The organism is Pradoshia sp. Z4_20, assembly GCF_058216035.1.
This window is the reverse complement of the sequence record NZ_JBZAJD010000001.1, coordinates 652145-667113: the sequence shown is the minus strand read 5'-3', so window position 1 is coordinate 667113 and position 14969 is coordinate 652145. Positions and strand designations below refer to the sequence as shown.

The 14969-nt window shown below is 39.4% G+C and carries 7 protein-coding genes; 3 read left to right on the top strand and 4 right to left on the bottom strand.

The annotated features are described in order from the left end of the window. The first annotated feature begins 122 nt into the window (after nucleotides 1–122). Entirely contained in the window at nucleotides 123–1034 is a 912-nt protein-coding gene (gene rarD / locus AC4BHP_RS03105) for an EamA family transporter RarD (protein WP_066107787.1), read from the top strand. A 531-nt stretch (nucleotides 1035–1565) separates the two neighbouring features. Here rarD and AC4BHP_RS03100 read toward each other — a convergent pair. Next, entirely contained in the window at nucleotides 1566–3206 is a 1641-nt protein-coding gene (locus AC4BHP_RS03100) for a hypothetical protein (protein ID WP_490551273.1), read from the bottom strand. 293 nt (nucleotides 3207–3499) lie between these two features. Between AC4BHP_RS03100 and AC4BHP_RS03095 the strand changes: the two genes are divergently transcribed. Next, entirely contained in the window at nucleotides 3500–4675 is a 1176-nt protein-coding gene (locus AC4BHP_RS03095; RefSeq protein ID WP_490551272.1) for an ROK family protein, read from the top strand. A 253-nt stretch (nucleotides 4676–4928) separates the two neighbouring features. Here AC4BHP_RS03095 and AC4BHP_RS03090 read toward each other — a convergent pair whose 3' ends face one another. After that, on the bottom strand, nucleotides 4929–5366 hold the full coding sequence (locus tag AC4BHP_RS03090; RefSeq protein ID WP_139891619.1) for a VOC family protein: 438 nt from the start codon (nucleotides 5364–5366) through the stop codon (nucleotides 4929–4931). A gap of 113 nt (nucleotides 5367–5479) precedes the next feature. Next, complete coding sequence (ypfJ, locus tag AC4BHP_RS03085) at nucleotides 5480–6307, bottom strand: KPN_02809 family neutral zinc metallopeptidase (RefSeq protein ID WP_066107798.1); 828 nt, start codon at nucleotides 6305–6307, stop codon at nucleotides 5480–5482. A 255-nt stretch (nucleotides 6308–6562) separates the two neighbouring features. Here ypfJ and AC4BHP_RS03080 point away from each other — a divergent pair, with 255 nt between their 5' ends. Continuing rightward, a complete protein-coding gene (locus AC4BHP_RS03080; protein ID WP_066107799.1) occupies nucleotides 6563–6853 on the top strand; it encodes a hypothetical protein in 291 nt (96 codons plus the stop codon). A gap of 285 nt (nucleotides 6854–7138) precedes the next feature. Here AC4BHP_RS03080 and AC4BHP_RS03075 read toward each other — a convergent pair whose 3' ends face one another. Beyond that, nucleotides 7139–14722, bottom strand: a complete 7584-nt coding sequence (locus AC4BHP_RS03075) for a Cna B-type domain-containing protein (protein WP_490551271.1) — start codon at nucleotides 14720–14722, stop codon at nucleotides 7139–7141. Nucleotides 14723–14969: the final 247 nt, after the last annotated feature.

The window sequence follows — 14969 nt, the reverse complement described above, 5'->3', positions numbered from 1 at the left end:
AGGTTCATCTTCCTTTAGGTAAAACTATAATGATAACTATCACAATTAATATTTTCGTTTCAACTGTTCAGCAGTATAATAGGTTGATATAAATGAATGTTATAGTAGAAAGAAGTGTAAGCATGGAGAATCAAGCAAAAGAGAAAAAGCTCGGCATTTTAGCTGGTGGCGGAGCTTATTTTTTATGGGGATGCCTACCTGTCTATTGGAAATTAGCCGGTGATGTATCTGATTTGGAAATCCTGGCACACCGTATTTTATGGTCCTTTGTGTTTATGGTGCTGCTCGTCTTTTGTTTCGGAAAGTCAAAGGATGTTTTTGGGGAAATCACCACCATCCTTAAACAGCCTAAATTGACGTTAGCAATCACCCTGGCAACCCTATTAATCTCAGCCAACTGGTTTATCTTTATTTTTTCAGTCAATAGCAATAATATCTTATCCGCCAGCATGGGCTATTATATCAATCCAATCGTCAATGTCATACTGGCAACCATCTTCCTAAAGGAAAGGCTGAGCAATGGCGAAAAGATAGCTGTATTATCTGCGGCAATTGGCGTAATCATTCTGACATGGAGCCAGGGCTCAATCCCGTGGCCTGCTATATGCATGGCAATGACCTTCGGATTATATGGACTCATTAAGAAAATGGTTCAAATCAATCCGTGGACAGGCTTAACACTCGAAACGATGATCATTGCACCATTCGCACTCATTTATCTGTTATTCTTTGCTGAGCATTCCTTTTTATCATACAGTACCCAAGTTGATTTAGTTCTTATGGGAGCGGGGATTGTAACCGCAATTCCGTTATTGCTGTTTGCCGAAGGAACGAAACGAATCAGTTATACGATGATTGGATTTTTACAGTATTTAGCTCCAACCCTCATGCTAGTGATGGCTGTCGTGATCTACGATGAAACATTCACCCTGATTCAAGGTATATCATTCCTGTTTATCTGGATTGCCTTAATCATTTATACAGCATCCAATCTGTTCAGATCCGCAAAGAGCAGAAAAGCTGCAGCGAATTAATGTATTTCGTATGGATGGACCGGTGGAGGAAACTAAGATGTTTCCTCCACCGGTTTTTTCGTTTGTAGCGTAAGGCGGCTTAACGTGTGTCTCTGTTGCTGGCTAAATAATGCGCCAGATGCTATTTTTTCATTGAATTCAACGAGGGATGCTAACTAGATTGCCAGTTTCAAGAGGTAATTCTCTCTATTAGGTGATATGGAATCAAAGATTTCAAGCAATCGAGCCGAATTCTATTGTAATGGAGCCGATTACGAGAATAATAGAGCCAAACTCAGTCTTAATCAAGCCGACCTAGACTATAATTGAGCGAAAACAGCCAATAATTGGGCCAACCCTCATTTTTATGAGCGAAAGTATAAGCAATCGAGCGAAAATTTTACCCATTGAGCGTGCATAACAGTGATTGAGCGAATCTATCAAACTATACACTAATTACTCCTGAAAAAGTACCCCTCTCTTACACCACAAAAAAGAGATGTCGATCAGCCCCCGAAAGACTAATCTAAACATCTCTTTTCATGCTGCTACTTAAAAATAAGCAAGTTGATATTGTTCATAATACTGCTCAAGTTCATCCACAGTAGTTTTATAAAGAGGCAGCGGGTCGGATTCATCTCCATCAAAAATGAAGTTTAAATCCTGTTCGCTTACTTTTTTGAACATGAAGGACGTATCCTCCACATCTGTATCCACTTTAATATATTCAGAGTCGGAGTCTTCTATGTTCAATTCCAATACAAGCTCTTCCTCTTCATCATACATAACAAGATACCCCATATTACAATCGGCACCCGTAATGATTTCGAAAAAGTATGGACCATATTCCTCTCCATACCCATCCAACTTCTCCTCTTCCGTGCCCTCTACTCCCCAAATACCGTCTATATCTGCGAGAGATAATGTCTTGCTATAGACCAGCTGATTACCGTAATAAATCCTCGTATAGGAATCAGCATGGTCAAATGTCTGTAGTTCATCCGTGTCATGAACACTTACGGATTTTATTTGGCCATCCTCGGTATTGTAAACGACATGGTCCACATATGACACGAAACCGGTGACATCATCCGCTATTTTCTTTCCATCTAGAATTAAAGAATGATTAGCAGATAAATAAATAATTTTATCATCTACAATGGACCAGCAAAGCCGGCTGCTGGAATCCATCATCACATTGGGGGCAATTTCCTCAGGAACACCTGATTGTTTTACTTTATACATCGCCTGTGTCTCATCTAAATAATAGATATCATCATTGAGTATAAAGAAGTCCACAACTCCCTCTGCGAGTAAATCAGATTTCTGATCTTCCATCTGCTTCATAAGCAATTGCTGGTTTCCATTTAAATAAATATAGGAATCTTCCTTCATTTCATAATCGAGAACATCAGAAGCGACTCGAACTGGTTCATTTTCAGCAGATAGGCTGTAAAGCTCCCCTATATCCCCCTGATAATCTGCTAAATAGGAATAGTGCCCAGAATCATCAACCTGAAATCCCCCGTAATCATGGCTATCTGCATGAAGATGGACATTCTCAGTCTTTTCTAAATCCCTGATGTATAATTCACCATCATCCGTACTGATGAGTAACCTGGTACCACCCTCTGATTCCTGGAAATTAACCACCTTTGAAGCGATTTTTTCTTCACCGCTATCTTTTGTAAAGATATATAAGTCCATATTTTCATTGATATAGAATAATCGTTTACCGTCTATAGATAATCTGTATTGGACAATATCTGAACGAACTTTCCGAGGTTTACTCTCATCAAAGATCACGTATAACTGATTATTTTCATCAGTCAAATAGGCAAGAGTGCTCTCATCAAAGGAAAGCAGATACGGTATTCTACTGGCAGAAACCTGTTTAGCTATTCTTTTTTTCTGCCCATCTTTATAGCTGTACAAATCATCGTTACCATTTATATACATGAGCCCGCGATGCTCATCCCGATAATGAATCGTATCCTCCCTAACATTTGAATCAACCTTTTCGATATCAGACTCATGTTCTTTCATATACAGGTCCGTACCTTTTAACATAACATACGCATCATCATTCACTTCATGCTCCCGATAAGTGGAAGTACCATTCTTGTCCGAACAACCTGCAAGGACAATCAATAAGCATAGAGAAAACAACATCGATGGTATCTTAATAGCCAAAGAACTCCCCTCTTCCAAATATATTAATAGATAAAAAAATTATATCATAATAATAATTATTATTTTAATATTATAAATAATTATAATATTACATTCTCGTTAGAATGCAGAGGTTCCTGAATGATTAAGTATCGCGTCTAACCCATACCAGTCTTTATGAAAAGCCTCTGCACATTTTTTGTTCATCTATTTCGTTACATTTAGCTTACATTCCCCTGGCGGATGAACTATGTTTTTTGTTTTGAAAGAGTATGGTATAACTAACAATAGAGATAGAAAGAAGGAGTATAGATATGAAGTGGAATCAGCAAACCATTAAAATCAATAATAAACTAAAAATATTGGAGTCCATTCGAGATGATGCACCTATATCAAGAGCTGATTTAGCGCAAAAACTCGGCCTGACAAAAGGCACGGTCTCCACCCTTGTCAACGAGCTTTTGGAAGCGAATATCTGTTATGAAACGGGGCCAGGGGAATCGAGCGGCGGCAGGCGTCCGGTCATGCTTCTCTTTCAACATTCGGCTGCTCATGTGATTGGCATTGATATTGGAGTGAATTACATACTTGGGGTCCTTACAGACCTTAATGGCAACATCATCAAAGAACTCAAACAGCCAGCTATGAATCCAAACTATGACGAAGCTGTACAGATTATAAATGATTTAATTCGTTCCCTCCTCACTTCAGCTCCTGCTAGTACATATGGGGTCGTCGGGATTGGGCTGGCTGTTCCAGGAATGGTGAACATAGACGGGGAACTTCTGCTCGCTCCTAATTTAGATTGGAAACAGAAGCAATTAAAGAAGCAAATCCAGGACGAATTTAATCTGCCTGTCATAATCGAAAATGAAGCAAATGCAGGTGCCTTTGCGGAGAAAATGATAGGTCCCGGACAATCATCAAACACTACGGTTTATATAAGTGCCGGAATTGGAATAGGAGTTGGAATGATCTTAAACGGTGAACTCTACCGTGGATCCAATGGGTTTGCCGGTGAAATGGGCCATATGATTATTCAATATGATGGATTGCCATGTTCATGCGGAAGCAAAGGGTGCTGGGAACTATATGCTTCTGAAAAGGCATTGATTAAAAAGGCCTCCACCCTGCTTCCATCAAGTGAAGAATGGACGCTCGAAAAATTAATTGAACAAGCAGAGAACAATAAACAGATACAAGCAATCTTTACAGAAACAGCAAAGTACCTTGGGATTGGCATTGCCAGCATCGCGAACACGCTGAATCCCGAGCAAATCATTATCGGAAACCGCCTTGCTATGGCAAAAGATCTATTGAAGAATGAAGTTGAACATGTTGCAGGAGAATGTGCACTGGACGCTTCCAAATCCCAGCTGCAGATTCAGTTTTCCAATTTATCCATCTATTCAGCTGCTCTTGGAGTCTCAGCCTTCGCGGTTGAAAATTTTATTCAAATGGTTTGTAAACAATCAAAGGTTAACCTATAAAGGTTGGCCTTTTTTATTGCCTCCCGTAACAAAGTGGATAAGAATGTTTAAGCAGAAGTAAATTCTATGGTCAGACTGGAAGAAAACATTTAGACTAGCAAAATCCAATTCTAAAGGTACCCATACAGTCAAAAGATAAATCACACAAAAATGAACTGTATGAGCGATTACCGTAACGTAGAGCCAGCAATATCGGTTCCAAGGTAACTAAAGTTTTTTTGTACCTATAAAGGTAGATTAACATCCTCCAATTCTATTCAATAACCAACATGTTGGACTCATCAAATTGCCACATCTCACCATATGCCACTTCCCAATAATATCCGTCCGGATCTGTAAAATAACCTCCATATCCGCCCCAGTCTGTCTTTTCAGGCTGTTTCACAATTTTTGCGCCAGCCTGCTCCGCTTTTTCCATAACACGGTCTACCTCCTCGGCTGATTTCGCATTATAGCCTAGCGTAATTCCTGAAAAAGCAGAAGTTAAATTGGGTGGATTACTCTTATCAAGATCACGCGCTAAATCCTCCAATGGATACAAGGAAATACGGGACCCTTCATTTTTAAAGAAAATAACATGCGGACTAGATTTCGGACCAATCATGGACATGTCAAAGCCCAATTCTTTATAAAACCGATGGGATTCTATAATATTCCTTGTGCCAAGCGTTACTAAGTTTAGACGATTCATTTTTTCTCCTCCTAAATGGTTTACTCTATTAGTTCGATATCGATTATTCTTTTCCTGTTTAAAATAGATAAAAACAAAAAACCTGCTTCGCGAAGCAGGCCTTCTTTTCTTCCTTATGGATTTTTCACATTAAAGGTGTCCCCATCCTCTAAATTCCCGGAATTAAATCCTTTTTTAAACCAGCGCATCCGCTGTTCAGATGAACCATGAGTAAAACTCTCCGGAACCACATACCCTTGAGCCCTTTTTTGGATTGTATCATCGCCAACAGCACTGGCTGCTGTGATAGCCTCCTCCAAATCCCCTTCCTCAAGTAAATCCATACTCTCTGCATGATGAGCCCATACACCGGCTAAATAATCAGCCTGTAATTCAAACCGTACTGAATAGTCATTAGAGCTTGTACGCTGCTGATTTTTGTCGGTTTCCAATAAGGTTTGTACATGGTGGCCGACTTCATGGGCGACAACATAGGCCATCGCAAAATCACCCGGTGCTTGAAACTCCCTTTTCAGCTCATTATAAAAGCTTAAATCTATGTAAAGCTTATGATCTCCTGGGCAATAGAATGGGCCAACAGATGACCCAGCCGTTCCACAGGCTGATTGAACACTGTCATTATAGATAACGAGAGTAGGCTCTTCATATACCAACCCTTCTTCTTTAAAAAGCTTAGTCCAAACCTTCTCAGTATCAGCTAAAACGACTGATACAAATTCAGCGAGTTCCTCTTCTTCCTGCGTTCCAACATACTCAGTATTTGTAGTATTGGTAGATGTTCCTCCTCCCAGCTGATTCAATAGTTCAGCAGGATTTCCACCTAGAAACGTAATCACCAACAATAGTATAATACCGCCAATCCCACCGCCGATGATCCCTTTACTGCTCATCCCTCTGCGGTCTTCCACGTTTGTACTGGCCCTTCTGCCTTTCCATTTCATACAATACCCTCCCAATCCTCTCTAATCCTATCTATTGCTTATACCCATAATTAAATGGAAGTAATTCATCGGATTGGTAGATTAGCTTATTTCATATCTGTAATATAGATGGGGCAAATCTCTCACACTGTTCATGCTTTCTAGTAATATTTTATTATTTTCTTTGAAAATTATTAAATTGAGTACTAATTTACAGCAAAGGGTATATATTTTATATAAAGAAGTATAAAAATCAATGATAAAGGATGTTTAAAGATGAAAACATTCAAGGTTGGTAATCCCGTATTTATTATGGAAAAAGGCGAAAAGGTAGAAGGGGTCATTGCCCAAATTGACAATACCAGGCAAACAGCTACTGTCTATTTCAGAAAACCAGTTTATAACCTAAGGAAAAGAACATTTCGGTACGATTATCTCCACAGCTTAGACGAAACAGCCCTAGAAACGGACGACTACTTAGACCTTATGAACCTGGCCAAGTCTTTGGGCCAAAAAGAACTTTACGAAGATTTTATGACAGACTTAAGAAATCTTAATACACACTAACCCCGGCTTACTAATCTCACATCTTAAGATTTACACCTCTACTAAACAATCTACTATCATAAATAGAAATTATATTACCTTCTAAATTTAATAGAGATATTTTCTACCTAAGCAGGACAAGGATTAGTAAGCTGGAATCATTATTATAAAGTCAATTTTTATATAAAATCGTCTTAGAGTGGATTACCATTAATACAACATTCATAAAATAAGAAAAACCAGCTTGAGGGAATTAATCCACCCAAGCTGGTTTTCTATTAATTAGTATTCGCTTATTCTGAAAGCTTAGTGTTTTCTTTTCCAAACATATAAGCCGCTTCCAGCGATAAGGAATACACCTAAAACCAACAGAATATTTAATATAGATTGGCCAGTTTTAGGATTTTCAATGAAGTTTTGTACCACTTCTATAATAGTTGGTTCTTCAGGATCTGGTGTAACAACTGCAGCATCCTCTTCAGATACTGTAACTGTTACAGAACCTTCCTCAACTATTTCCTTGCCATCGATAACCACTTTTGCTACCGCAACGTTCGTTAATTCTCCTACGTTTTCAGTAGTAGCCACATGCTTGACTGTAAATGTTTTGGTTTCGCCAACTTCAAGTTTCTCGATTGTTGTATCGAGATCAACCATTTCGTCGACTACGTTCACATTAGTCAAGGCTTTGTTGCCTGTGTTAGTTACCTTAATGGTGTAAGTGATTGTTTCTCCAACTTTAACCTCTTCTTTATCAGCGGTTTTATCCACTTCTAAAGCGTAAGTTGGATCGACTATGATCGTAGCTTCATCAGATACCGGATCCATTTCCACACCGTCTACAGTTGCTGTAATCACGTTTGTATATGTTGTATCAGCAAGGTCTGTTTCTGGAATGACATAGGTAGCTGTGAATGTAGCTGTTTTACCAACTGCTAAATCAAAGCCATTTTCGGTATCATAGCCTTCTAATTTCAATTGATCAATATTGTCATCTCCATCTTTACTGAAGACGTCTTTAAGAGTGATACGTTTTAAATCTACATTACCTGTGTTCGTAATAGTGATTGTGTAAGTAACAGTTTCTCCTGGTTTATATTGAGATTTGTCTGCTGTTTTTTCTACATCAAGGGCTGGAGCATCTTGCTCAGATACCTTAACGATTTCAGAACCTTCCTCAACTATTTCCTCACCATTCACAACCACCTTAGCTACCGCAACGTTCGTTAATTCTCCAACGTCCTCCGCCGTAGCCACATGTGTGACTGTAAAGGTTTTAGTTTCGCCTGCTTCCAGTTTCTCAATAACCGTATCGAGACCAACCATTTTGTCCACTACGTTTACATTAGTTAAGGTGTGTTTACCTGTGTTCGTAACCGTAATGGTGTATGTGATAGTTTCTCCGACTTTAACCTCTTCTTTGTCCGCTTCTTTATTCACCTCAAGAGCGTAAGTTGGATCAACGATAACAGTAACTTCATCATTTATCTCCACATCGTCTACAGTTGCAATTATCACATTTGTGTATGTTGTATCCGCAAGGTCTGTTTTCGGAATCACATAGTCAACTTTGTACGTAGCTCTTTCGCCAATCTTAAGATTAATTGGACCTGTATAGCCTTCAAGTTCCAATTGTCCAATATTAGCATCGCCATTTTTACTGAAGATGCCTTTAAGTTCGATTCCTTCCAAATCAATGTCACCTGTATTCTTCACGGTGATTGTATAATGGATGGTTTCACCTTGTTTGTACTCTTGTTTGTCTGTTGTTTTGGACACTTCAAGACTAGGCGTTCCTTTGGTATTTTGGATTGGCATTTCAACTACAGATTGATCTTCGATTGTAACTGTCCATTTTTGTCCTTCTTTAAAAATATACCCTTTAGGAGCCTTCGTTTCTGCTAATTCATACTCTCCATATGGCAAGTTCTCAAAGAACGCTACCCCTTCTTGATCGGTAGTTAGAGTTTGGACATTGCCATCTTTATCTGTAAGCGTAAATTCTGCGCCTTCCAAGACTTTCTCGTCATCTGCAGAATCGATCTTAACTACTTTCAAGTCACCAACCGGCTCATAATGATTAGTGAAGGTTACTACAGTTCTGTTGTTTTCACTTACCACTATTTGACCTTCAAGTGCTTCTACAGATTCTTCCGCACCGCTGACTTGATAGCTTGTTCCTAGATAGTTATAAGATTCGTTACTGCAAGCTTGATCAGGCTTAACTTCTTTGATGGTATACGTACCAGGGTTCAAGCCTTTAAGTACCCTACTATCTCCGGCAGGTATGATGATTTCTTGCTCAGTCTCATCTGGGCCTGTAATAATGAAGGTAAATTCAGCAGCATCCAAATAATCCTCAGATACTCCAGTCACCTCTTTATTCACCATTACGCTACCAAGCTCATAGCTGTTAGCGATGTCGAAATCCTTAATTGTTTCTTTGTATCCAGGAACAGGTTCCTCAGTCACAGTGTACTTGATTTCCTTACCACCAGCGTACTTGTCAAGATTTTTGAAGGTATACTTCCAGTTGCCATACTCATCTGGCGTCACGTTAACACTATCGACTTTCTTGCCGTTAGCCAGCAGATTCACCGTGATAGATTCTGGACGTTTACCATCCTGATCCTTGTTGTCATCCCATGTTTTTGTTCCAGAGATATCGATTTTCTCAGGTGTATGGGTGTTGGTGATGTTATAGCCATTTACGGTTGTCTTGTATTCTTTGACCTCTTCCTCGGTTAAAGTGTACTCGACTTCCTGACCTACCTTACCCACCTTATATTTCGGTAGGTTGGTGAAACTGTATGTCCACTCATCTTCTTCAGTGACAGTCTTGCTGTCAACTTTCTTACCGTCAGCCAATAGGTTCACCATGATGCTTCCAGGACGCTTACCATCTTGGTTGTTGGCATCATTCCATGTTTTTGTACCGGAAACGTCGATTGTTTCAGGATCATGGGTGTTGGTAACCTTAAATCCTTCAGCAGCATCTCCCGTAATCGTATCGGTATAGCCTTTTGGTACGTTAGACTCAACTACAGTGTAGGAAATCTCTTGACCACCATCCCTGTACACATCGAGTTGGGCAAAAACGCCAGTCCAATTATTTTCATCATTCAACTCAATTGTTTCGCCTGTGTCTTTACCATCCGCAAATAGACTCATAGTGACTTTATCCGGACGAACTCCATCTTGGTTGTCCGCGTCATTCCAAGTCTTATTCACTTTCACTGAAGTCTGTTTCGGCAGATGAATGTTATATACTTTATAACCTTCATTTGCATCTCCAGTGATAGTATCGGTGTAGCCATTCGGCACTTCGGGTTCAACTACCGTGTAGTCAATTAACTCTCCACTTTCCTTGTACTTATCAAGCTCAGTGAACGTGTAAGTCCAATCATTTTTACCATTCAATACAATATTCTTACCTGTCTTATTACCATCAGCCAACAGGCTCACTGTTACTTCCTCAGGACGAAGTCCGTCCTGATCATCTGCATCGTCCCAAACTTTGGTCACTTTTACTGATGTCTGCTCAGCATTGGTTATTACATAACCCTGAGATGCATCTCCAGTAATAGATACACGATAGCCTTCGACATCAGACTCAGCTACGGTATAGATGATTTTCTTTCCACCGTCCTTATATACATTAAGCTCGGTGAAAGTATTGGTCCAGTTATTATCAGGGTTCAACGCAACCGTCTGGCCTGTCTCTTTTCCGTCAGCCATCAGGCTCACCGTTACTTCCTCAGGGCGGTGTTTGCCCTCATTGTCCCCGTCATTCCAAGCTTTAGTCACCGTCACAGAAGTTTGCTCAGGTGTATAGGTATTAGTTATTGTCGTTCCTTCAAAATTGGTGCTATAATCTTCAACCCTATTCTCAGTTAGGCTATAGGCAATTTCATTTCCATTTGCATACTTATCAAGATTATTAAAAGTATACTCCCAGTTGTCCTCAGCCGTTACTGTAACAGAGTTGAGCAGATTACCGTTTGCCAACAAGTTAATAGTGACAGATTCTGGACGTTTTCCATCTCGATTGTCTCCATCATCCCAGATCTTCTTACCAGAGATAGAGGTTTTCTCCACCTCATGGGTATTGGTCAACTCAAATCCCTTGGCAGCATCTCCACTAATTGAAACCACATAGCCTTCAACAGCGGACTCGGCTACGGTGTAGGTGATTACTTCCCCATTCTCATTGTATTTATCAAGTTTGAGGAATTTATCTGTCCAGTTATTTGTATCATTTAAATTAACGGTTTTACCTGTTTCGACTCCATTAGCTAACAAGCTCACCGTGATTTCGTCAGGGCGAATTCCATCCTGGTCATCCGCGTCATCCCACGTTTTCGTCACTTCCACTGAAGTCTGCAAGGTATTGGTTAACACATATCCATCGGTCGCATCACCGGTGATAGATACCTGATAACTATCCACTTTAGATTCAGCCACAGTGTAGGTGATTACTTCCCCATCCTTATCGTATTTATCGAGTTGGCAGAATTTACCTACCCAATTGTTCGTATCCTTTAATTCAATCGTTTTTCCAGTCTCTTCACCATTAGCCAACAAGCTCACCGTTACTTTCTCAGGGCGAAGATTGTCCTTGTTATCGGCATCCTTCCATACCTTGTTCGCTTTTATTTCAGTCTGCTCCGTATTGGTTATCACGTAACCATCAGTCGCATTTACAGCGATAGATACTCGATAACCTTCGACTTCTTCTTCAACTACGGTGTAGATGATTTCTTTGCCCTCCTCATTGTATTTATCAAGTTTGAGGAATGCGGCTTTCCATTCATTTTTACCATTCAATTCAATGGTTCTTCCCGTTTCATCCCCATCAGCCAGCAAACTAACTGATACTTTTTCTGGACGAAGCTTGTCCTTATTGTTGCTATCATTCCATACCTTCGTTACTTGAACAGAAGTCTGCTCCGTATTGGTTATCACAAAACCTATGTTTGCATCTCCAGTAATGGATGCTCGATAGCCTTCAACTTCAGACTCAGCTACGGTATAGGTAATTTTCTTCCCGCCGTCTTTATACACAGGAAGTTTGGTGAATGTGCTGGTCCAATTATTCTCAGGGCTTAGCTCAACAGTCTCGCCAGTCTCTTCTCCATCAGCCAGCAGCTTCACGGTGACTTTGTCAGGGTGGAGATTGTCCGCTTTTTGCCCGTCATTCCATGCTTTGGTCACCGTCACAGAAGTTTGCTCAGGTGTGTAGGTATTGATAATTGTCGTTCCGTCAATCTTGGTGCTATAGTCTTTAACCGTTGACTCGGTTAGTCTATAGTCGATTTTATTTCCATTTGCATTCTTATCAAGATTATTAAAAGTGAACTCCCAGTTATCCTCAGCCGTCACTGTGACAGTTTTAATAAGATTACCGTTAGCTAGCAAGTTAATGGTAACAGATGTAGGTCGTTTTCCATCCTGATTGTCGCCATCTTCCCAGACTTTCTTGCCGGAGATATCGATTTTCTCTACCTTATGAGTATTGGTTAATTTATAGCCATTCGTCGCATCTCCACTGATAGAAACTTCATAGCCTTCAACAGAAGACTCAGCTACGGTGTAATTTATTTCCGCTCCATTCTCAGCGTATTTATCTAGCCCATCGAAAGTGGCAGTCCAGCCGGTACTGCTATTTAACTCAATTGTCTTGCCTGTCGCTTCTCGATTGGCCAGTAGATTCACCGTTACTTTGTTAGGGCGGATTCCGTCCTGGTTGTCTGCATCGTCCCAAGCTTTACTCACTTTCACTGAAGTCTGCAAGGTATTGGTTAACACATATCCATCGGTCTCATCTCCAATGATTGATGCTCGATATCCTTCTACATCAGCTTCAACCACGGTGTAGTTGATTTTTCCCCCATCGCTCTTGTATTTATTTAGCCCACTGAAAGTTGCAGTCCAGTTATTTCCTTCTTTTAATTCAACTGTCTTTCCTGTCTCTTGATTATCAGCTAACAGCTTCACAGTTACTTTTTCAGGACGGAGTTTTTCCTTGTTATTGGCGTCATTCCAAACCTTGCTGACCTTGACGCTCGTCTTCTCTGGACCAGTTATTGTTGTTGTAACTTCATTCGTGTCTGTTCCATCGATTTGCCCAGTATTGCGGATAACATATTTATTCTGACTATCGAACAGTGAGTCATCGACACTAACATTAGCTTTAAAACTAATCTTAGCCTCAGTGCCAGCCGCCATATCCCCAATTGGGATTGTTAGAACCCTAGTGCTCTCATCGAAGGTTGCTTTAACATCAGAATTCCCATTAGTGATTACTTCGATAGGGTTTCCATTAATAGTTACTGAATCTTTGACTAATGATAATCCTGGATCAAGAGTGTCTGACAAAATAACATTTGTTGCATTCTTTTCACCTGTATTAGATGCTGTGAATTTATACGTTAACTCATCTCCATTTAACGCCTCAGTCTTATTGACCTCCTTCACTGCACTTACATTTGGTTCAAATTGAATAGATGTCGTAATTTTTAAGTTAGACTGAGTTGTGTGTCTTTCCATATAGAAAAAGTCAAAATCGTAATCTTTTCCTTTTTCAAGCCCCAACGTACTAGCCATCTTATCCAAATCTATGGTAGCTTCTTGTTCGCTATGAACCCCACCCAAATCTATAGCTAGCTTACCGTTAATGAAAACCCATACGTCATCATCACCTATAAATGTAAACTTTTCTTCACCTTTATAAGTGAATTTTGTATGCATTTCTAGGGAGAAATGATAGTTGTGATGTCTATATTCATTTCCAAACAGCAGATCATCAATTGGATAAAAATGATTACTGTGATAGCTATATGTTCCGTCACTGTTTTTATTCAGCGGTAAATATGCTGATAATGACATATTATTCGCTGAATTATTGAATAACTCATCAAGTTTTGCATTAATTTGTTCATCTGTAAGACTTGGAGCATTATGGTAAAACATAAACCGTGTATAATCAATCATATTCTGATTAAAAACAGGCTTTTTATCTTCACCAATTTGTCCATTTACCATATTTTTTCTACCTGAAGTAGAATTTAAACTCATTTCAAATAGATACCCATCCGCCTTAAAATCACGAATCGTAATAGGTAACCTAATGTCTCCACTTGCAGATAAATTCGCATTAGAATCAGCAAGTTCTCCGTCATTAGATGGTACGAATTCTAATGCCCTACTTGCTGCGGAAGATTTTGAATTATCTCCTCCAGTGGAACTATCCTCATTGTTTCCACTGTCTTGAACATTTTCCTCCAACTCATTTACCGCCAGAATATCAGCAGGTACATTTTCCGTTGTTTCTTCAGTTCCTTTTTCGTCCTTGTCTTCAGTTTCTTCCTCTGTAACTTTTGCTGGTTCTTTTGGTACGTCGGTTTCTTTCGCTGTTGCTTCTACTTTTTCGTTTGTTACTTCTGTTTCATCAGTTGTCACTTCTGGTGATGTGACCTGAATCGCAACAGATTGAGTACCTCCGTTCTGAGAAGTTAGTTGTGGCATGTAGTCACCAGCTGTATCAGCTGATACTTGCACTTTCACAACTTGATTACTTTCTTCTTTCCAAGTAAAACTTAAGGATTGAGCATCTTTATTACTGATTTCAATATTGTCTTGACCTTCAGTAAATTCCTTAATACTCAAACCAGTTGGTATAGAGAATGTTAATGTACCAGAATCTTCTCCACTGTCAGTAAGTGTCGCTGTTAGCATATCTCCTTCTTGAGCAGATGGATTGTCGAAACTGATTCCAACAGTTGTACTGTCAGCATTAACATACTGAGTTACCGGAGTTAAAATCGTTTGCACAAGAAGAAAAAGCAATGTCAGAATTGAGAATGCTCTTTTTCTCGTGCGTTTTTTCATGTAGTACCTACTCCGAGTCGATCTCATGATTCACACACCCTTATGAAGTTTTTGGAGCACTTTTAAAGCTTTATCTAATCAATTTCAAAGAATATCTCCTTTCCTTTATATTTGTTTATCAGAATAATATTATAAAATAATTATTATTCTGATAAACTATTTAATACACTATATTATTAATTTTTAAACAATTATAACTAATGTAATTATTTACAATAGTTATATTAATATATTTTTAGTTCTAATA